The 20,016-nt window shown below is 60.4% G+C and carries 16 protein-coding genes; 11 read left to right on the top strand and 5 right to left on the bottom strand.

The window, feature by feature from the left end:
• Positions 1-8: 8 nt before the first annotated feature.
• Positions 9-1,157 carry an acyl-CoA dehydrogenase family protein gene (locus AC3IX4_RS18375; RefSeq protein WP_489256833.1) on the bottom strand — a complete coding sequence of 383 codons (1,149 nt, stop codon included), beginning with the start codon at positions 1,155-1,157 and terminating at the stop codon, positions 9-11.
• A 499-nt stretch (positions 1,158-1,656) separates the two neighbouring features.
• Between AC3IX4_RS18375 and AC3IX4_RS18370 the strand changes: the two genes are divergently transcribed.
• The 9 genes from AC3IX4_RS18370 to AC3IX4_RS18330 all read left to right on the top strand — a co-directional run bounded on the left by AC3IX4_RS18370 (position 1,657) and on the right by AC3IX4_RS18330 (position 12,095).
• The gene (locus tag AC3IX4_RS18370; protein WP_489256832.1) at positions 1,657-2,841 is read left to right on the top strand and encodes a lipid-transfer protein; all 1,185 of its coding nucleotides are present in this window, start codon (positions 1,657-1,659) and stop codon (positions 2,839-2,841) included.
• Positions 2,842-2,884: 43 nt separating this feature from the next.
• Complete coding sequence (locus tag AC3IX4_RS18365; protein WP_489256831.1) at positions 2,885-3,322, top strand: MaoC family dehydratase N-terminal domain-containing protein; 438 nt, start codon at positions 2,885-2,887, stop codon at positions 3,320-3,322.
• Between the two features lie 10 nt (positions 3,323-3,332).
• Positions 3,333-3,761, top strand: coding sequence for a MaoC family dehydratase (locus AC3IX4_RS18360; RefSeq protein ID WP_489256830.1), 429 nt, complete (start codon positions 3,333-3,335; stop codon positions 3,759-3,761).
• A 33-nt stretch (positions 3,762-3,794) separates the two neighbouring features.
• Positions 3,795-4,628 (top strand): SDR family NAD(P)-dependent oxidoreductase, encoded by an 834-nt coding sequence (locus AC3IX4_RS18355; protein WP_489256829.1) that lies wholly within the window; start codon positions 3,795-3,797, stop codon positions 4,626-4,628.
• 69 nt (positions 4,629-4,697) lie between these two features.
• Entirely contained in the window at positions 4,698-5,840 is a 1,143-nt protein-coding gene (locus AC3IX4_RS18350) for an acyl-CoA dehydrogenase family protein (protein ID WP_489256828.1), read from the top strand.
• 96 nt (positions 5,841-5,936) lie between these two features.
• Positions 5,937-7,499, top strand: coding sequence for a long-chain-fatty-acid--CoA ligase (locus tag AC3IX4_RS18345; RefSeq protein WP_489256827.1), 1,563 nt, complete (start codon positions 5,937-5,939; stop codon positions 7,497-7,499).
• Between the two features lie 114 nt (positions 7,500-7,613).
• Complete coding sequence (locus AC3IX4_RS18340; RefSeq protein WP_489256826.1) at positions 7,614-9,434, top strand: DUF1302 domain-containing protein; 1,821 nt, start codon at positions 7,614-7,616, stop codon at positions 9,432-9,434.
• Between the two features lie 24 nt (positions 9,435-9,458).
• Positions 9,459-10,823 (top strand): DUF1329 domain-containing protein, encoded by a 1,365-nt coding sequence (locus AC3IX4_RS18335; RefSeq protein ID WP_489256825.1) that lies wholly within the window; start codon positions 9,459-9,461, stop codon positions 10,821-10,823.
• A gap of 81 nt (positions 10,824-10,904) precedes the next feature.
• Entirely contained in the window at positions 10,905-12,095 is a 1,191-nt protein-coding gene (locus AC3IX4_RS18330) for a lipid-transfer protein (RefSeq protein WP_489256824.1), read from the top strand.
• A gap of 799 nt (positions 12,096-12,894) precedes the next feature.
• Here AC3IX4_RS18330 and AC3IX4_RS18325 read toward each other — a convergent pair.
• Positions 12,895-14,616, bottom strand: coding sequence for a hypothetical protein (locus AC3IX4_RS18325; RefSeq protein WP_489256823.1), 1,722 nt, complete (start codon positions 14,614-14,616; stop codon positions 12,895-12,897).
• A gap of 156 nt (positions 14,617-14,772) precedes the next feature.
• Between AC3IX4_RS18325 and AC3IX4_RS18320 the strand changes: the two genes are divergently transcribed.
• Both AC3IX4_RS18320 and AC3IX4_RS18315 read left to right on the top strand, forming a co-directional pair.
• Positions 14,773-15,888: a CaiB/BaiF CoA transferase family protein gene (locus AC3IX4_RS18320; protein ID WP_489256822.1), complete on the top strand. Its 1,116-nt coding sequence runs from the start codon at positions 14,773-14,775 to the stop codon at positions 15,886-15,888.
• 44 nt (positions 15,889-15,932) lie between these two features.
• Complete coding sequence (locus AC3IX4_RS18315) at positions 15,933-16,766, top strand: SDR family NAD(P)-dependent oxidoreductase (RefSeq protein ID WP_489256821.1); 834 nt, start codon at positions 15,933-15,935, stop codon at positions 16,764-16,766.
• Positions 16,767-17,472: 706 nt separating this feature from the next.
• Here AC3IX4_RS18315 and AC3IX4_RS18310 read toward each other — a convergent pair.
• The 3 genes from AC3IX4_RS18310 to AC3IX4_RS18300 are packed head-to-tail and all read right to left on the bottom strand — an operon-like array spanning position 17,473 to position 19,861.
• A complete protein-coding gene (locus AC3IX4_RS18310; protein ID WP_489256820.1) occupies positions 17,473-18,543 on the bottom strand; it encodes a maleylacetate reductase in 1,071 nt (356 codons plus the stop codon).
• Positions 18,544-18,568: 25 nt separating this feature from the next.
• A complete protein-coding gene (locus tag AC3IX4_RS18305; protein WP_489256819.1) occupies positions 18,569-18,961 on the bottom strand; it encodes a nuclear transport factor 2 family protein in 393 nt (130 codons plus the stop codon).
• A 60-nt stretch (positions 18,962-19,021) separates the two neighbouring features.
• On the bottom strand, positions 19,022-19,861 hold the full coding sequence (locus AC3IX4_RS18300; RefSeq protein WP_489256818.1) for a dioxygenase family protein: 840 nt from the start codon (positions 19,859-19,861) through the stop codon (positions 19,022-19,024).
• Positions 19,862-20,016: the final 155 nt, after the last annotated feature.

The raw sequence follows: 20,016 nt of genomic DNA, 5'->3' as shown, positions 1-20,016 counted from the left end.
CCGAAGCTTTAAAAAGTGCGCGCGATCAGCTCTTTCATGACCTCATTGGAGCCACCATAGATGCGCATTGGGCGGGTGTTGATGTACAGCCGAGCGATGGGGTACTCGAGCATGTAGCCATAACCGCCGTGCAGTTGCAGGCACTCGTCGATGATTTCGCACGCCTGGGTCGAGGTCCACCACTTGGCCTTGGCCGCCGTGGTTGCATCGAGTTGGTGGTTGACCATCTTGTTCATGCAGTCGTCGATGAAGGTCCGGGCGATGGTCACGGTGGTCTGCATTTCTGCCAGTTTGAAGCGGGTGTTCTGCATGTCCAGCAGCGGCTTGCCGAACACTTTTCGGTCCTGGGTGTACCGCAGGGTCTCTTCCACCGCACGCTCCATGGAACCCAGCGCATTCATGGCAATGAACATGCGCTCTTCCGGCAGTTGCTGCATCAGCTGGACAAAGCCCTGGCCTTCCTGCGGGCCGAGGAGGTTTTCGACCGGTACGCGCATGTCATCGAAAAACAGCTCGGAGGTGTCCTGGCCTTTCTGGCCGAGCTTGTCGAGGATGCGTCCGCGGCGAAAGCCCGGCAGGTCCTTGGTTTCCAGGACGATGATGGACATGCCCTTGGCGCCCAGGCTCGGGTCTGTCTTGCAGACCAACAGGATCAGGTCGGCCAGGTAGCCGTTGGTGATGAAGGTCTTGGAGCCGTTGATAACGTAGTGGTCGCCGTCGCGTATGGCTTTGGTCTTGACGTTCTGCAGGTCGGTACCGGCACCGGGTTCGGTCATGGCGATGGCGGTCACCAGCTCCCCGCGGGCCATGCGCGGTAACCAGCGTTGTTTTTGCGCCTCGCTGCCATAGCGCAGGATGTAGTGGGCGCTGATGGCGCTGTGCACGTTGGTGCCCAGGCTCGTGGCGATCGCATAGGCCAGCTCGTAGCCGACGATGGCGTTATGCGCGTGACTGCCACCACCGCCGCCGTACTCCTCTGGGATGCCGGGGCAAAGCATGCCCATCTCGCCGGCCTTGTACCAGGTCTGGCGGTCGACGTGCTGCTGCTTGGCCCAGCGTTCTTCATGGGGCACCAGCTCTTCGGCGGCAAAGCGGCGCACCGATTCTTTGAAGATGGCCATGTCTTCGGTTAGCCAGGAGGGTCTGTAGTCGCTCATTGCGGTCCTTGGGGTCGATGGGGATCGGTACAGCCATCCTAGGGAACCTCCCCCAGCGCCGGGGAGTGCCAAAGGGATGATGCTGCGGACTATGCGCAGCATCGTTCGTATGGGTGTCATGTAGGAGCAGACCTTGGTCGCGATGGCCTCGCCGCGGTGCATCAGACAAACCGCGGTGCGTTCATCGCGAGCAAGCTTGGCTCCCACAACATCAAAAGCTCACTGCTCGATATCGGGGTAAAACGGAGATCGGCGTGGGAGTAAAGCTTGCTCACGATAGCTTCACCGCGCTCGGTCAGATACACCATGGCGTCTGCATCGCGACCAAGGTCTGCTCCTACTCCCTCGCCACGTTCCTTTGAACGCCTCCCGGTTGATCTGCAACTTCATCCCTTCGACGGTCGTAGCACCACCATTACCACTTCTAGGATGGCCAACAACGACCACCAGCCGGCCGGCGGGTACCCAACTGAACGTGCATGGCAAAGGACACAAATCGATGAGCGACAAAGTGGTGGTAGCCGGGGTCGGCATGATCCCTTTCTCCAAGCCCGGTGCGAGCCCGAGTTATACCGACATGGGTGCTCAGGCAACGCGCTTGGCGCTCAAAGATGCCGGCATTGATTATGACAAGGTACAGATGGCGTTCACGGGCTATGTCTACGGCGACTCTACCTGCGGCCAGACCGCCCTGTATGAAGTCGGCCGCACCGGCATCCCGATCGTCAACGTCAACAACAACTGCTCCACCGGCTCCACGGCCCTGTACCTGGCCCGCGCTGCGGTGCAGAGCGGCCAGGCCGAGTGCGTGCTGGCATTGGGGTTCGAGCAGATGCAAGCCGGTGCGCTGAAGTCGCACTGGGACGATCGCCCCATGACCCGTGCCAGTGTCATCCATGTGATGAACGACCTGACGAGCGATGTCGACCTGCCGCGCGCCCTGAAAACTTTTGGCGGCGCCGGTCGTGAACACATGCAGAAGTACGGCACACGCATGGAAACCTTTGCCGCCATTCGCGCCAAGGCCAGCCGCCACGCCGCTAACAACCCACTGGCGTTGTTCAAGAACGTTGTCAGCACCGAAGAGGTGATGAACGACAAGGTCATGTGGCCGGGGGTCATGACCCGCCTGATGGCGTGCCCACCGACCTGTGGCGCCGCCGCAGCCATCGTCTGCTCGCCCGCCTTTGCCAAAAAGCATGGCCTGCGCAGCGATGTGGTGATCCTGGGCCAATCGCTGGTCACCGACCTCGTGGAGTCGTTCGATCCGCCGTCGATGATCGCCTACGCCGGTTTTCACATGGCCCAGCGCGCCGCCAACCTGGTCTACGAGCAATCCGGCTTCGGGCCGCAGGACGTGCGTGCCGTCGAGCTGCATGACTGCTTCGCTCACAACGAACTGCTGACCTACGAAGCCCTGGGCCTGTGCCAGGTCGGTGGCGGGGAGCAATTCGTGCTCGATGGCGACAACACCTACGGCGGCCAGGTGGTGACCAACCCGTCCGGCGGCCTGCTTTCCAAGGGCCATCCATTGGGCGCCACGGGCCTGGCCCAATGCTACGAGCTGACCCATCAATTGCGCGGTAGCGCCGACAAGCGCCAGGTCGACGGGCTGAACATCGCCCTGCAACACAACCTGGGCCTGGGTGGCGCCTGCGTGGTGACAATGTACGGCCGCAACTGAGCCGGTTTGTTATTTCCCCACAACAACAAGAGGAATGAGACACATGGCTGACAAGAATCTGATCGGGCACAAGCTCGGGTCATTCGCCGTCGACGTCGAGAAGGGCCGCTTGCGCTTCTTTGCCAAGGCCATTGGCGAAACTGACGCGGTCTACACCGACGAAGCCGTCGCCAGGGCGGCGGGGCACAAGTCGCTGCCGGTGCCAGCGACCTTTCTCAAATGCCTGGAAGGTGAGGGGCGCGACCTGAACACCTTTCTCACCCTGGTGGATTTCGACCTCGGTCGCATCCTGCACGCCGAGCAGTCGTTTGAGTACCACCAGATGGCCTATGCCGGCGACGTGCTGACCTTCGAGGCGGTGATCTCGGACGTCTACGAGAAGAAGGGCGGCGCCCTGCAATTTGTGGTCACCGAGTCACGGGTGACCAACCAGCATGGCGAGCACATCGCCGATGTCCGCTCGTCTCTTGTCCAGCGCTGAGGAATTGCCGATGTCCCTTGCCAATCACATTCAGTATTCCGATATCCAGGTCGGCGATGAAGTACCGCTGCTCAAGCTGCAGCCCGTCAACCGTACCACCCTGGCTTTGTACTGCGGCGCCTCGGGTGACCACAACCCGATCCACGTCGACATCGACTTTGCCCGCAAGTCGCGCATGCCGGATGTATTTGCCCACGGCATGCTCTCGGCCGCTTACCTGGGCCGGCTGCTCACCCAATGGGTGCCGCAACAGCAGGTCCGCAGCCTGGCTGTTCGCTTCACCGGTATCACGCAACTGGGTCATGTCCCCACCTGCAGCGGCAAGGTCACCGAGAAATTCGAAGAGAACGGCGAAAAGCGTGTACGCCTGGCCATTCGCTGCGCCAACCAGTACGGCGAAGACAAGCTGCTCGGCGAAGCCGTGGTTGCCCTGGCCTGAACCTCTACTCACCCGCATTTAAGGAATCGATTGATGAAAAAGCTTGAAGGCAAAGTGGCTCTGGTGACTGGCTCCGGTCGTGGTATCGGGCGTGAAGTAGCCCTGCAACTGGCGGCCTACGGCGCCAAAGTGGTGATTAACGACCTGGACGCGGAACCGGCCGAAGCCGTGGTCGCGACCATCCGCAACGCCGGTGGTGAGGCTGTGGCTTGCGTGGGCAGCGTCACCGCCGCCGACTTCGCCGAGCGCCTGGTCAAGACGGCAGTCGACAACTATGGCGCTGTCGACATCATCATCAATAACGCCGGCTACACCTGGGACAACGTGATCCAGAAGATGAGCGACGAGCAGTGGTACGCCATCATGGATTGCCACCTGACGGCGCCGTTCCGCATCCTGCGCGCCGCTCAGCCTGTGATCAGCGCCGCGGCGAAGAAAGAAGCAGCCGAAGGCCGCGAGGTGCTGCGCAAAGTGGTCAACATTTCCTCCGGTGCTGCCGGTGGCAACATTGGCCAGAGCAACTACTCCTCGGCCAAGGCCGGCCTGCTCGGATTGACCAAGACCCTCTCCAAGGAGTGGGGCCGCCTGAAGGTCAACGTCAACGCGGTGGCCTTCGGCTTGATCGAAACCCGCCTGACCCAGGCCCTGGCCGGTGAAGACAGCAAGACCGTGAATATCGAAGGGCGAGAAATCAAGGTGGGCGTGCAGCAGTCGCGCCTGGACAGCGCCGCCCTGACCATCCCGCTCGGTCGCCCAGGCAAACCCGAGGAAGCCGCAGGCGCCGTGGTGATGCTCTGCCTGCCTGAATCCGATTTCTGCTCCGGCCAAGTCATCTACTGCGGCGGCGGCCCCGGCTCCAACTTCTGATCGCTCCTTTGCCCTGCACCCCTGGCGCCGAAGCAGCGCCAGGGGCGCTTTGAACATGAGGTCTGTGCAATGCTGGAAAACTACCGTTCACCCTGGATGACCGAAGACCTGGAGCAGTTTCGCGACATGGTCCAGCGTTTTGCCAAGGAGTACATGGAGCCGAACGAACTGCACTGGCGCGAGCAGCACTACGCCGACCGATCGGCCTGGCTCAAGGCCGGCGAGCTGGGTCTGATCTTGCCCGATGTGGCCGAGGAATACGGTGGCGCTGGCGGCAACATCGGCCACTACGCTTGCGTGGTGCAGACCATGAGCGGTTTCGGCGGCGGCCTGGGACTGGGCCTGAGCCACATCGTGGCGCACTACATTCTTGAATCCGGCACCGAGGCGCAGAAAAAACACTGGCTGCCGAAGATTGGCTCCGGCGAAATCATTTGTGCCATTGCCATGACCGAACCCGGCGCAGGTTCCGACCTGCAGTCGGTGCGCACCCGCGCGGTGAAGGAGGGCGACCACTACGTTATCAATGGCGCCAAGACCTTTATCAGCAACGGCCAGACCTGCGACATGGTGCTGGTGGTTGCCAAGACCGATCTCAGCCAAGGGTCCAAAGGTGTGTCGCTGTTCATGGTCGACACCACCACCCCGGGGTTCCGCCGTGGCAAGTTGCTGAGCAAGGTCGGCATGCACGCCCAGGACACTTCCGAGATGTTCTTCGATGACGTCAGGGTGCCTGCCGACTGCCTGCTCGGCGAAGTGGAAGGCAAAGGTTTCTACACCTTGATGAGTCAGCTGCCCTATGAGCGAGCGCAGATTGGCGTGGGTGCCGTTGCGGTCATGGAACGCGCCCTGCGCCTGACTGTGGAATACACCAAGGACCGCAAGGCCTTTGGCAAACCGGTCATCGACTTCCAGAACAGCCGCTTCGTGCTGGCTGACGTCAAGGCCACGGTGCTGGCCGCCAAGACCTTCGTTGACCTGATCGTGCAGCGCTGGATCGACGGCAGCCTGGACACCACCCTGGCCTCGATGGGCAAGTTCTGGCTAACCGAGCGCCAGGGCGAAGTGCTCGACCGCTGCCTGCAACTGTTCGGTGGCTACGGCTACATGAACGAATACCCGATCGGACGGATGTGGGCTGATGCGCGGGTCGCCCGCATTTATGGCGGTTCCAACGAGATCCAGCGCGAGGTGGTTGCCCGCTCATTGTGACCTTCAACGCAGGCAGGGCTGACCCCGTCGGCCCGCCGCACAGCGCCACTCGATCCAAATCAGTCCAACAAAAAAAGTTATTTGGAGATCAGTAGTATGTACATCACTCAAGGGCTGCATCGCCATTTGCAGAGCCGACCGCAAGCGGTGGCCATTCGATCCCAGGGCCGTAGCGTGACTTACGCCGAGTATGGCGACCGGGTGGCACGGCTTGCCGGTGCACTGAAAGGCTTGGGCGTTGCCAGTGGTGATCGCGTGGCGATGCTTGCCTTCAACTGCCAGCGTTACCTGGAGTACTACCTGGCGGTGCCTTGGGCCGACGCGGTGGTCAATCCGGTGAACTTTCGCTGGAGTGCGGCGGAAATCATCTATTCGCTGGACGACTCGGAAACCACCGTGCTGATCGTTGATGATCACCACAAGGACCTTGCACAAAGTTTTCTCGAACAGGCCAAGACCCTGCGGGTACTGATCTACGCCGGCGACGGCCCGACCCCGCCGGGCATGCTCAACTATGAAACCCTGATCGCCAATAGCCAAGCCATTGAAGACGCGCGCCGTGGCGGCGATGCATTGCTGGGCATTTTCTACACCGGCGGCACCACCGGCTTTCCCAAGGGCGTGATGCTCAGCCACACCAACGTCAGCTTCTCGGCGATGAACTCGGTGAGCTCGGGCAAGTGCTGCGCCGATGCGCGCTTCCTGCACTCGATGCCGATGTTCCATCTGGCTGATTTCGCTGCCATGGTGGCGTTGTTCATCAGTGGCGGCACGCACATTGTCCTGCAGTCCTTCACTGCCCAGGGCGTATTGGAAGCCATTGAGCAGGAGCGGGTCAACGAAGTACTGCTGGCACCGACCATGATCCAGATGCTGCTGGACTGGCACCAGAACCAGGGTCAGCACATCGATGTCAGTGGCCTGAAACGCATTGGTTATGGCGCATCGACCATCACGCCGGTGTTGCTCGACCGTGCTCGCGCGCTGTTCACCAACGCCGACTTCTCCCAGGGTTACGGCATGACCGAACTGGCACCGGTGGCCACGACCTTGGGACCTGAATACCACACGCCCGAGTACCAGGCCAACGGCAAGATGTATTCGGCGGGCCTGCCGGGGATCTGCGTGGAAGTGCGGGTGGTGGATGCCCTGGACAACGAAGTGCCGCGCGGGACGCTGGGTGAAATCATCGTTCGTGGCCCAAACGTGATGCTGGGCTACTGGAAAAAACCCGAAGCAACGGCCGAAGCCTTGCGTGGTGGGTGGATGCACACCGGTGACGGCGGTTACATGGATGCCGATGGCTTTATTTATGTCTGCGATCGACTCAAAGACATGGTGGTGAGCGGTGGGGAGAACATCTACAGCGCCGAGGTCGAGACTGCCATTGCCAGTCACCCGGCCGTGGCGCAAAGCGCCGTGATCGGTATTCCGTGCAAGAAGTGGGGAGAAACCGTGCACGCGGTGATCGTTCTCAAGTCGGGAGTGACCATTAGCAGCGAAGAAGTCATCGCTCACTGCCGTGAGCGGATCGCCGGGTACAAAGTGCCACGCAGCATCGAGTTTCGCGATTCGCTACCGCTGACCAGCGTTGGCAAGGTGTTGAAGACCGAACTGCGCAAGCCCTTCTGGGAAAACCGCAAGCGTGGGGTTGCCTGAGTCTTGAGTGCCGCGCGGCCAAGACGGCCGCGCTTTTCTTCCGTTCCCGCAGAGACCAGAACCGCACCGATGCGTGTGGCACGCCTTCCTTGCGCCCCAGTACCCGGAGTACCCATGAACCTGACGAGATTGCGTGGAGCCCGCGCTCCGCACCTGTTGGCCGTCGCCGTTGCCATCGCCGTTCATTCCCAGGCCAATGCCAAGGACTTCAGCATTGGCGACATCAAAGGCAGCTTCGATTCAGCACTGTCGATCGGCGCCAGTTGGGCCGTGCGTGGCCCGGATCCGGACTTCATCTCTAACTTCAACTCACAAGGTGTCAGGGGCAATTCCGCCTCGCGCACCAGTGATGACAACCGCCTCAACTTCAAGAAGGGTGAAACCTTCTCGAAGATCTTCAAAGGCGTGCACGACCTGGAACTCAAGTACGGCAAGAGCGGCGTGTTCGTGCGCGGCAAGTACTGGTATGACTTCGAGCTCAAGGATGAAAGCCGCTCGTTCTATGACATTGATGACCATGGCCGTGATCGCGCCGCCAAGTCGTCCGGGGCGATGTTCCTCGACAGCTTCGTCTACCACAACTACAACCTCGGCTCGTTGCCGGGCAACGTACGGGTCGGCAAGCAGGTGGTGAGCTGGGGCGAGAGCACCTTTATCGGCAACTCGATCAACAGTATCAACCCGATCGACGTCGCCGCTTTGCGCCGCCCCGGCGCCGAGGTCAAGGAAGGGCTGATCCCGGTCAATATGTTCTACCTGTCCCAGGGGCTGACGGACAGCCTGACCGCCGAGATGTTCTATCAGATCGAATGGCAAAGCTCAGTCATCGACAACTGCGGCACCTTCTTCGGCAACGACGTGACACCGGAGGGCTGTACTGACCGAGCCGTGCTGGCGGGCCTGGACCTGCCACCGGGCGTGGCCAACAACACCGGCCTGCCAGGGGTGGCCGACGATGCGTACATTCCCCGCACCAAGACCCGCGATGCCCGTGACAGCGGCCAGTACGGCCTGGCGCTGCGCTGGTATGTGCCCCAGCTGAACGAGACTGAGCTTGGCTTCTATGCCATGAACTACCACAGCCGTAACCCGAGCGTGGACTTTACCCGTGCCACCAATACCAGCAACGCAGTCACGGCCATCCGCACTGCCAGCTACAACGTGGTCTATCCCGAAGATGTGCGCCTGTACGGGGTGAGTTTTGCCACCAACATCGATGGCACCTCGGTCGGTGGCGAGATCAGCTTCCGACCGAACATGCCACTGAACTTCAACGGTGCCGACACCAACCTGGCCGCGCTGGGCAATGTTGCATCGCCGCTGTTCCTGAGTGGTAACTCAGTGAACGTCGCCGGTGCCGACATCGATGGCTATAAGCGCATGCCAGTCTTGCAGGCCCAGGTCAGCGCGACCCGTTTCTTCGATCAGGTGCTGGGCAGTGATCGCCTGACCCTGATCGGCGAGGTTGGCTACAACCGCATCAACGGCCTGGGCGCAAGCGATGGCAGTGACCTGCGCTTTGGTCGCAGTACTGTGTTTGGCGCAGGGCAACTGGCCAACCAGGCGGTCTGCGTCGGGTCCATTTCGCCAGTCCCTGGGCAGCCTGGGGTGAATGCGGCCAGCAACCCACAGCAGGAATGCAACAGCCACGGCTTTTACACCAGCAGTTCCTGGGGCTACCGGATGCGCGCCAAGTTCGATTATCCCAACGTGATTGCCGGCATCAACTTGTCGCCAAACCTGGCCTGGTCCCATGACGTCGACGGCGTAGGGCCGAACTTCGAAGAGGGCACCAAGGCTGTCAGCCTCGGCCTGGATGCCGAATACCTGAACACTTACACCGCCAGTCTCAGTTACACCGACTACTTCGGCGGCAAGTGGAACACCAACACTGATCGTGACTACGTCGCCCTCAGCTTCGGCGTGAACTTCTGACCCATCAGCGAGAGGAAAACAACAATGAAACCACTACGCTTTCTACTCACCGCCTGCACCCTTACCCTGATGGCGTCCAGTGTCATGGCCGCGGTTTCCGAACAGGAAGCCGCCAAGCTGGGCACCAGCCTGACCCCCGTGGGGGCACAACAAGCGGGCAACGCCGATGGCAGCATTCCGGCCTGGACCGGCGGCGTCAAGCCCGGTGCTGCGCCGGTACAAAACGGCTTCATGGGCAACCCCTATGCCAGTGAACAGCCCCTGTTTGTTATCACCGCGGCCAACGTCGAGCAGTACAAGGACAAATTGACCGCAGGCCAGCAGGCCCTGTTCAAGCGCTACCCTGACACCTACAAAATCCCGGTGTACAAGACACAGCGCAGCGCTGTCATGCCGCAATCGGTGTATGACGCGGCGAAGAAAAGTGCGGTAACGACCGAAGCGATCAACGACGGCTACTCGCTGAAAAACTTCGACCAGATTCATTATTTTGCCTTCCCGATCCCGAAAAACGGGCTGGAAGTGGTGTGGAACCACCTGACTCGCTACCGCGGTCACAACTACATCAACGTACAGGTCCAGGCCACCCCGCAAGTCAATGGTGACTTCACGCCGGTGCATATTGAAATTGCCAGCGGCTTCCCCTGGATCATGGCCGACGCCAAATCCAAGGACACCAGTAACATATTGTTCTTTGTCAAGCAGACGGTCACTTCACCGGCGCGCATGGCCGGTAACGTAACGCTGATCCACGAGACCCTGGACCAGGTCGCGGAGCCGCGCATGGCCTGGGCTTACAATGCCGGCCAGCGTCGGGTACGGCGCGCTCCTCAAGTGGCTTATGACGGCCCGGGTACTGCCGCTGACGGCATGCGGTCCGCCGACAACTCCGACATGTACAACGGCGCACCGGATCGTTACGACTGGAAACTGGTGGGCAAGAAGGAAATCTACATTCCTTACAACAGCTACAAACTGCAGTCGCCTTCGCTCAAGTACAAGGACATCATCCAGCCGGGCCACATCAACCAGGACCTGACCCGCTATGAGCTGCATCGGGTCTGGGAAGTGGAGGGCACGCTCAAGCCGGGCTCGCGGCACATCTACGCCAAGCGCCACATGTACTTTGACGAAGACACCTGGACGGCCGTTGAGATTGACCACTATGACGGTCGTGGCCAACTGTGGCGGGTCAGCGAAGGGCACACCTACACCGACTACGTGCAACAGCTGACGGCCTTCGCCGGCATTGCCACCTATGACCTGATGGCTGGGCGCTACGTGGTATCGAACCTCGGCAACGAGAACAAAACAGGCATTGATTACGCCTATCAGCCGAGCGTCAACGACTTTACCCCGGCCGCGCTGCGCAACGCCGGTATTCGCTAAACCTGCCTGTACTTGCCATTCGCCCTTCAGGGGCGAATGGCACCTTCCTGTGTGAACCTTTCTGATCCTGGAGAACGAGTGATGTCGCAAAAACCTTATGTCGTCGGCGTCGGTATGATTCCTTTCGTCAAGCCTGGCACCAGCGGTACCTATATCGAGATGGGGTCCCAGGCGGTGCGCCTGGCCCTGGAAGACGCCGGCCTGGATTACAGCCTGGTGCAACAGGCCTATGCCGGATACGTATACGGTGACTCCACCTGTGGCCAGGCAGCGTTGTATGAAGTAGGCATGAGCGGTATTCCGGTAGTCAACGTCAACAACAACTGCTCCACCGGCTCCAGCGCGCTGTTCCTGGCACGCCAGGCGGTGGAGAGCGGGGCGGAGGAGTGTGCCCTGGCCTTTGGTTTCGAACAGATGCAGCCCGGTGCCCTGAAGTCCGTCTGGGGTGACCGTCCAGGTGCGACGACGCACATGACTCAGCCGGTGATCGATGAGCTGACCGCTGAAGTCTCCAGCATGCCCAGTGCATTGCGTATGTTCGGCGGCGCGGGTCGCGAACACATGCAGAAGTACGGCACGCAGATGAGCACCTTTGCCGCTATTCGCGCCAAGGCCAGCCGTCATGCCAGCAACAACCCACTGGCCCTGTTCCGCAAAATCATCACGACCGAAGATGTGATGAACGACCCGGTGATCTGGCCGGGCGTCATGACCCGCCTGATGGCCTGCCCGCCCACCTGCGGCGCGGCGGCGGCGATCATTTGCTCCGAAGCGTTCGCCAAAAAGCACGGCTTGAACACCGATGTGGTGATCCTTGCCCAGTCGTTGACCACCGATACACCGATTTGCCATGAGTCGATGTCGATGATTGAAGTGGTCGGCTTTGACATGGCGCAACGGGCTGCGAACGCGGTGTACGAGAAGGCGGGTGTCGATCCAAAGGACATTCGCGTGGTCGAACTGCACGACTGCTTCGCTCACAACGAGCTGTTGACCTATGAATCCCTGGGCCTGTGCCCGGTGGGAGGCGCCGAGCGTTTTGTTCTGGATGGCGACAACAGCTATGGCGGCCAGGTAGTCACCAACCCGTCTGGCGGGCTGTTGTCCAAGGGGCATCCACTGGGGGCCACCGGCCTTGCCCAGTGCTACGAGTTGACCCACCAGTTGCGTGGCACTGCCGACAAGCGCCAGGTCGAAGGTGCCAGCCTTGCCTTGCAACACAACCTGGGTTTGGGCGGCGCCTGTGTGGTGACCCTGTACGGCCGCAGCTGATCGATCGCGCACCTTTAACCGGGCCATGTGCCCGGTTTTTTTTGCCTTGTGTAGGAGCCAGCCTTGCAGGCTGTGTGAAAACTCCGACAAAAGTCGACCCACTCAAAAAACGACCTCCTGTAATCGCGTACACGCGACGATCGACTAGTCGGGAGGGGGTCAAGTACCCCCTAAATCAACCAAATTTTGAGTTTTCACACAGCCTGCTTGGCTGCGATGGGCATAGGTATCTACACATCTTTTGGTGTACTGCATTTCGTAGCAGTGGACGAGTAGAACGAGGCCACGTCCGGCTGCGCAGCAGTCGTAAAACCTGGCACTTCAGTATTCAGATACACCGCGAGTACAGGCTTTGCGAGGACTACGTCCCCGGACCTGGCCTCGCTGAACTCGTCTACTGCTACGAATGTAGCCGCTGACGAGGTACGAGGCTGCGATCGGCAGCGAAGCGGCCGTAAAACCTGAGACCGTAATCCATCAGGCACACCGAAGGGCCTGAATTTACGACGGCTTCGCCGCCGATCGCAGCCTCGTACCTCGGCAGCGGCTACAAGAGCCGCGCTGCCCCAGAATTGTGTAGATACCTATGCTGCGATGGCCGCACCGCGGTGCATCAGGAAGACCGCGTCGAATTCATCGCAGCCAAGGCTGGCTCCTACCTAAAGCAAATCCTTGGCTGCGATGGCCTCGCCGCGGTGCATCAGGTGGACCGCGTTGACTCATCGCGGGTAAACCCAGCGCCTACCTAAATAAAAACGCCCGGTGCAAGGCACCGGGCGTTTGTGTGCTTCAAGAAGCGCTACTGGCGCTTGGCGACCTGCTCGACCTTCACCATGCGGCTGGTGTCCATCAACACCAAACCGAAGGCCATGCCGTACATCAGGCGACCCTGGGCATCGACTTTGATCGGCGCATACATGCCGTTGAACACCGGATTACTGCCCGTGGCGATTTCCAGCACGGTTTTGCCGGTGTCCAGGTCCATGCCGATGTGGTAACCCTCACCTTGACGCGCGGTGTACACGCCGTTGATCAAGGCCATGCGACTACCACCACTGATCATCGGTACCACCGAGACGGAGCCGACGTCGGTACGGGTCCACAGGGTGCTCCACTGGTCCTTGGCGCTGTCCCACTTGAGCATGGCCACGCCCTTGGCGGCAGGGCGAGTCATGCCGTTGAGCATGGTGACGTAGTAGCCAGACTTGGCCAGTGTCGGCTTTTCTTCAGCCGGAATGTTGTTGACCACGAAGGCATGGCCGTCAAACACCGCCACCGATTGCTCGGACTGCACGGTCGATATCCCGTCCCCCAGGTCCACCTGATGTTGGTCGGCAATACGGGACGACAGGGTGCCCGGCTTCTGTTTCCAGCCTGCCGGGATCTGGTCACGCCACATGGCAACCAGATTCATCTTTTTCGAACCGTCAGTGAATACCACCAGCTTGTCTTCATCCGGGCCGTAGCCCATCAGGGTTGGGGTGGCACCGGTGCCGTCGGCGATCTTCACTGAAGAGAAGCGTACGCCGCGCTCGTAGGCGGCTTTCCAGGCGCCGCTGGCTTCGTCAGCGTGGATCTTGCCGTCTTTGTCGACCACCAGCCGATACATGTTCTGGTTGGAGGCAACATAGACCGCGCCGCCATTCACTTCAGGGCCCGTGGAGAAGGAGTTGAGGAACACCTCGTCACTGCCTTCGATGCGGTAGCTGTCAATCAGCTTCAGCGTATTGCGGTCAAGGGTGGCCACGGTACCGCCCATGGTGTTGACCACCAAGTAGCCATTGAGGGTCATGCCCATGCCGAAGGTCGTGTCTGCAGGCATGCCGATAGCGCGTTTGGTTTTCTCGTTATCGAACAGTGCGTCCGGCAGTTGCACTTCCTGGGTCAGCTTCATGCCCGAGGCGGGGTCTTGGGGGGCGTTCTGGTCGATACGGAACACGCGACGGGCACTGGCGCCGATAAAGGCATTGTCGCGAGTCAGCAGTGAATAGATGGCGCCTCCCAGCAGTTGGTCGGTGGTGGCTGTCAGCATGCGGTTGGGTTGCGTCTGCATGTATTCGAGCAAGCCTTTTTCATCCTTGGCCTCGAGAAACTGACGCGTCTGCGCGGCTTGTTGCAGGCGCTCCTCAGGGGACACCGCCTTGTAGTCAGGCAGTTTCACCGGCAGGTCGACACGGGCGATTTCACTGAACGTGAAGTCGTTGTTGATCTTCAGCTTGCGCAGGGAAAAGCCCGCCCAGTACCAGTACACATCAGTGCCAGCCACTTTGTCGGTGTACTGCATCAGACTTCCCGACTCGTTGGGCACCACCCGATAAGCGTCTGGCGTCATCTTGTACGAACCGCGCGCCACACTGATGGCAGTGCTGTCTGAAGCGCCATCGTTCCAGTGCGTCTGGTTGTTATAGGACTGCGCCAGGTAGGGGTTGGCCGGGGCGACCTGAGCTTGTGCGTTGGCCAGTGCAGGAACGCTGAGGCAGCAGGCTGCCCACAGGGCCCAATGAGGAGGTAACTCAAACATACGCTGTTTTCCTTTTGTTGTTATTGCTGACGGGTGCCGGGCCAGAGTAGCCACCCTTATCCGCCGTCATAGCCCCCCTTGGCGGGGGGCACGATTAGCAGGTCTTCCTCTGCTAGCGTGCCCCCATGACAACAAGGTTACGGATAAGGAGTGCACATGCTGTCGGGTATCAAGATCGTCGAAATCTGTGGTATCGGCCCAGGGCCGTTCTGCGCCATGCACCTCGCGGATCTCGGGGCTGACGTGATCGCAGTCGAGCGCGGGGCCTCCACCTCGATTACCGGCCAACAAAGTGCATCGAGCAACCCACTCAATCGTGGCAAACGCTCGGTGGTGGCGGACCTGAAAAGCGCCGAAGGGCGTGAGGTGGTGCTTAAACTGATCGAAAGCGCCGACGTGCTGATCGAGGGCATGCGCCCGGGTGTCATGGAGCGCCTGGGCCTGGGCCCGGAGCATTGCCAGGCACGTAATCCGCGTCTGGTCTATGGGCGCATGACCGGGTGGGGCCAGCACGGGCCAATGGCCAATGCTGCCGGTCATGACAATAACTACATCGCCTTGTCGGGCGCGCTGTACCACAGTGGCACTGCAGGGGAGGCGCCGTCATCGCCCATCACCTTGATCGGTGACATCGGCGGTGGCGCGCTTTACCTGGCCATCGGGGTGCTCGCCGGTGTGCTCAAGGCACGGCAGACCGGGCAGGGCAGTGTGGTCGATGCCGCCATTGTCGACGGCTCGGCGCACATGATGCAGTTGATGATGTCCTTGGCAAACAAAGGCCTGCTCAACGAACAGCGGGGCAAGAGCGTTCACGATGGCTCGCATTTCTATGCCACCTATCGCTGCGCTGACGACCGCTATGTCGCCCTGGGTTCGATGGAACCGCAGTTCTATTCGCTGCTGCTGAACACGCTGGGCCTGCAAGATGATCCGCGCTTTGCCCGGCAATGGGACGCCAGCGCCTGGCCCGTCATGCGCGAAGCCCTGGCTGAGCTGTTCGCCAGCCAACCCCGCCAGCACTGGTGTGATCTGCTTGAAGGCAGTGACGCCTGTTTTGCCCCGGTGCTCAGCCCTCGGGAGGCGGCCCAGAATCCGCACATGGTCGAACGCAATGTGTATTTCGAGCGTGATGGTTTGCTGCAGGCGCACCCGGCACCCCGCTTTGATGGCCAAGTGGTCACCCCAGGGCCGATTCCCACCCGCGGCGCGCATACCGAACAGGTACTCAGCGCACTTGACGCGCACGACCTTGCCGGGGTCTGGGGCCGCTGAAGTTCTCCTCGACAACGACAACAACAATCCAACAGGAACATTCAATGAAAAAGCTTGAAGGCAAAGTCGCGCTGGTCACAGGCTCCGGTCGTGGTATCGGCCGCGAAGTGGCCCTGCAACTGGCCGCCTATGGTGCGCGGGTGGTGGTCAATGACCTCGACGCCCAGCCGGCCGAAGACGTGGTCAGGGAGATTCGCGAGGCGGGCGGCGAGGCGGTTGCCTGCGTGGGCAGCGTGACCGCTGTGGATTTCGCCGAACGACTGGTGAAAACCGCAGTTGAGGCCTACGGCGGTATCGATATTCTCATCAACAACGCGGGCTACACCTGGGACAACGTGATCCAGAAGATGACCGATGAGCAGTGGTACGCAATCATCGACTGTCACCTGACCGCGCCCTTTCGTATCCTGCGCGCCGCCCAGGTCGTGATCAGCGCTGCGGCAAAAAAAGAAGCCGCCGAAGGCCGCGAAGTGTTTCGCAAGGTCGTCAACATCTCCTCAAGCTCAGCAGGTGGCAACCCCGGACAAGCCAACTATGCCGCCGCCAAGGCGGGCATTCTCGGCCTGACCAAGACCCTGGCCAAGGAGTGGGGGCGGCTGAAGGTCAACGTCAATGCCGTGGCCTTCGGTCATATCGAAACCCGCCTGACGGTACCATTCGCCGGCAAGGATAGCGCCACCGTGGACATCGAAGGCCGCCAGATCAAAGTGGGCATCAGTGAGCAACTGGTAGAGGCCTCGCGTTCGGCAATTCCACTGGGACGGCCAGGACAGGCACGGGAAGCCGCGGGGGCGGTGGTGCTGTTGTGCCTGCCGGAGGCGGATTACCTGTCGGGGCAGACCCTGTACTGCGGTGGCGGCCCCGGCCCGGCGTTCTGAGGGTGGGCGGGGTAAGGTCTACTCTGTGAATGAGTTCACTGAAAGCGCAGTGGCGGGAGGCTGAAGTACCGCCAAACCAACATTCACCGAGCTTGTGAGCCAACCCGCTCTGGCAAGTAATGGCCGGGTCGGCGTGATTTCGGGGATGCCAGGCCAGACGCAGGGTGAAGTCTGGCGCTGAAAACGGCAGCTCGAAGGTATCCAGCACGTCCGAAAAGCGAGTCAGCTGTATGGCGGGCAAGGTACAGACGTAGTCGGAGTGACGCAGGATTTCGGGGGCCAATATGATCTGCGGAATCGAATAGACAACGGATCGCTGCCGCCCAAGCCCCTGCAGTGCTTCGTCCATATAGCCGCGAATACTGCCCACATCGCTGGACACCAGCAGGTGTTTTAACGAGCAGTAGCTGTCCATATCCAGTGCGCCGGTGATCAACGTCGACCTGGCCAACGCCTGGACCCGTCCGGGGAATCCCTTCACCTGTGAAAAAATCGACGACGAGATCATTCCCGGCGTACAGAAGTTGATGAAGCCAAGTTCGCCGATGTGGAAACCGTCGATACTTGCCTCGACTACCTCGCCACGGCGGGCCAGAATTAAGCGCTGTCTTTACCCGGCAAACCCTTAAACCCCGGTAGGATTATCCTCCGGGGTTTTTGTTTTTTTGAGGGGAGGGCAGGAGCTTCATCGTCACCGTACGACGGCTTATTGCGGTCGGACACCTTCATAGGCGTCCTGGAGCAATTGGCGGATCGCCGCAGCTTCAATGGGTCTTGGGTTCCAGTAGGGGTTGGACAGCGCGATGTCTGTGGCGCGATCCAGGTCGGCTTCGGTCAAGCCCAGATCCTTGAGGCGGGTCGGTGCCCCCAGTGAGCTGGAAAGATCGAACAGAGCCGCCGCCGGGCTGCAATGGTCGACCCCAAGTGCCCGGCATATGCGCGACAGGGCAGGGGCAGCGGCAGACTGGTTGTAGGCGATGGCGTGAGGCAGCACGATGGTATGGGTTTGTGCATGGGGCAAGTTAAAGCTGCCGCCCAGGGTGTGGCACAGCTTGTGGTGCAGCGCCATGCCGACATTGCCCAGCACGGTGCCGCAAAGCCAGGCGCCGTAGAGGCAATCACCACGGGCATCGAGATCCCCCGGGTTTTGACGGATCGTTTTCATGCCTTCGGCTAGCGCACGGATGCCTTCTTCGGCCATCAGCGACATGACTGGGTTGCCATCCTGGGCGTACAAGCCCTCGGCGGCGTGAGCGATGGCATTCATGCCGCTGGTGATGGACATCTCCACGGGCAGGCTGACAGTGAGTTCAGGGTCATAGATCACGGTCTTTGGCAGTACGCGCGGGTCCTTGCCTGTGCGCTTGATGCCGTTTTCGGTCAGGCCAAATACGGGCGTCATCTCGGAACCTGCGTAGGTGGTCGGTATCGCCAGGATCGGCAAGCCCGAGTCCATCGCGATCGCCTTGCCCAGGCCTGTGGTCGAGCCACCACCGATGGCTACCGCGCAGTCGGCACCCAGCTTGCGTGCGACCTCACGGGCTTCGCGGGCGGTTTCGATGGGCACGTGCATGACCGCTTTGTCGAAAATATCCGCGGCACGGCTGCCCAGCAATTGGGCAATGCGTTCAGCTTGGGCGCGCTGTTCTGGTGTACAAAGCACCAGCGCCCGTTTGGCGCCCAACCGATCGATTTCCGCTTCCAACTGTTGCAGCGAACCCTTGCCGAAAATGACGCGCGACGGTTGGCCGTTATAGATAAAGGGGGCTGTTGACATTGTGCTGTTCTCCGGGGGGCAGGGGTTACGCTGAAAGCTTTGCGATAGGCGTGGGGTGATAGGCGAACAGGCGCCATTGCACACCCGTCTGAAGCCAGACAGTCATCGTGCGGTTATGGATCGATTTGGTGGTGCCATGGGAAATGATATCGGCTGACATTTCGCCAAAGACAAGCGCGGTATTGCCTGAACAGCGCACTTCATGAACCTGGTGATCGATGCGGTGATAGACATAAAGGCCATTACGGCATTTGTCCAAATAACTGCTCAAGCTATCCTTGACACCATTCGAGTGAATATAAGTAAGCTCGGGGTGCGACAAGTGTTCAAAAGATTGCAAGTCACCGCGCTGCATGGCCAAGTAACGTTGAGCTTCGAGCGCGCTGATAACAGAGGTAATGGATGCGTCGTTAATCATGGGCCCCTCTAGGTAGAAGAATAACTGCGCGCAACTCGCGCCACATCAAATCCGGGCGATTCATTCCCTGGCCAGGACGAAATCGAACGCCAAGGTATAAAACACCTCGCTGCTCAGCGTGCCGTCCGGCGTCGGGCCGGGTTCTTGCCGGACCCATTCGGCGATCAACGAAGAGCGCACGCCAAACACCGCATCAGAATCCAGATACGGGTCGCCTTCGCGAAACACCTGGGTGGTCAAGCGCCGGTAGCCGGGTGCGCTGATGGTGAACTGCAGATGTGCCGGGCGCCACGCATGGCGGTTGAGGGCAGCGAGCAGATTGCCGATGGGGCCATCGCCGGGGATGGGGTGACAGTCCGGCACGATCGTCGAGAAATGGTATTGGCCGGTCTCATCGGCTTGCAGCAAGGCTTGGCCGCGTTCGTTTGCACCACGACCGTTACCGGCGGCTGGGTAGACTTGAATGGCAGCGTAGGGGATGGGATTGCCATTGACGTCACGTATCGCGCCGCGCACATACCACTTCGGCCCGGCCAACCCCGTATTGATGTCCGCGCCCAAGTCGTAGAGCGCGGCGTTGGAGGGTTGTAGCGCGGCGAAAGCGGTGGCCTCGGTGCACCCCGCCGGCTTCTTGTCATTCTGCGCCAACACCAGGGTCGACAGTCCCAGCGTGTGGGACAGGAGCGCGAATTCCTGGCGATCGGGCGAACAAACCTTTGCTACCTGACCGAGAAAGTCAATTCCGTATTGCCACTCCTGCTCCGTGAGTTTGATATCGCGAGCAAAGGCATGCAGATGTTGTACAAGGCTGGTCATGACTTCACATAAGCGCGCGTCAGCGGCGCCGCTATGACGCGCTAATACGGCTTGTGTGATGCTCGCTTCGTCCAGATTACGCATCGTGTGACTCCTCAGGTTTTTTTGCCAGCACGCACTGTTGGCGATTACGGATGGGCCACCGGCTGTTCTTTTCAGGCTATAGCGCCGCACGTTATAGTTCCGCTGATCGTAAGAAAAGTCCGTATATGGAATTCTTTATTTCCTATATGAAAAAA

The sequence above is a fragment of the Pseudomonas sp. KH_021 genome, from assembly GCF_057838865.1.
This window is presented reverse-complemented; position numbering and strand designations above follow the sequence as displayed.

Excerpts from the sequence above, each read along its gene's own strand:
- AC3IX4_RS18375 (WP_489256833.1), bottom strand. The coding sequence starts at position 1,157 with ATGAGCGACTACAGACCCTCCTGGCTAACCGAAGACATGGCCATCTTC.
- AC3IX4_RS18305 (WP_489256819.1), bottom strand. The coding sequence starts at position 18,961 with ATGATTAACGACGCATCCATTACCTCTGTTATCAGCGCGCTCGAAGCT.
- AC3IX4_RS18310 (WP_489256820.1), bottom strand. The coding sequence starts at position 18,543 with ATGTCAACAGCCCCCTTTATCTATAACGGCCAACCGTCGCGCGTCATT.
- AC3IX4_RS18345 (WP_489256827.1), top strand. The coding sequence starts at position 5,937 with ATGTACATCACTCAAGGGCTGCATCGCCATTTGCAGAGCCGACCGCAA.
- AC3IX4_RS18350 (WP_489256828.1), top strand. The coding sequence starts at position 4,698 with ATGCTGGAAAACTACCGTTCACCCTGGATGACCGAAGACCTGGAGCAG.
- AC3IX4_RS18325 (WP_489256823.1), bottom strand. The coding sequence starts at position 14,616 with ATGTTTGAGTTACCTCCTCATTGGGCCCTGTGGGCAGCCTGCTGCCTC.
- AC3IX4_RS18330 (WP_489256824.1), top strand. The coding sequence starts at position 10,905 with ATGTCGCAAAAACCTTATGTCGTCGGCGTCGGTATGATTCCTTTCGTC.
- AC3IX4_RS18355 (WP_489256829.1), top strand. The coding sequence starts at position 3,795 with ATGAAAAAGCTTGAAGGCAAAGTGGCTCTGGTGACTGGCTCCGGTCGT.
- AC3IX4_RS18315 (WP_489256821.1), top strand. The coding sequence starts at position 15,933 with ATGAAAAAGCTTGAAGGCAAAGTCGCGCTGGTCACAGGCTCCGGTCGT.
- AC3IX4_RS18320 (WP_489256822.1), top strand. The coding sequence starts at position 14,773 with ATGCTGTCGGGTATCAAGATCGTCGAAATCTGTGGTATCGGCCCAGGG.
- AC3IX4_RS18335 (WP_489256825.1), top strand. The coding sequence starts at position 9,459 with ATGAAACCACTACGCTTTCTACTCACCGCCTGCACCCTTACCCTGATG.
- AC3IX4_RS18360 (WP_489256830.1), top strand. The coding sequence starts at position 3,333 with ATGTCCCTTGCCAATCACATTCAGTATTCCGATATCCAGGTCGGCGAT.
- AC3IX4_RS18365 (WP_489256831.1), top strand. The coding sequence starts at position 2,885 with ATGGCTGACAAGAATCTGATCGGGCACAAGCTCGGGTCATTCGCCGTC.
- AC3IX4_RS18340 (WP_489256826.1), top strand. The coding sequence starts at position 7,614 with ATGAACCTGACGAGATTGCGTGGAGCCCGCGCTCCGCACCTGTTGGCC.
- AC3IX4_RS18300 (WP_489256818.1), bottom strand. The coding sequence starts at position 19,861 with ATGCGTAATCTGGACGAAGCGAGCATCACACAAGCCGTATTAGCGCGT.
- AC3IX4_RS18370 (WP_489256832.1), top strand. The coding sequence starts at position 1,657 with ATGAGCGACAAAGTGGTGGTAGCCGGGGTCGGCATGATCCCTTTCTCC.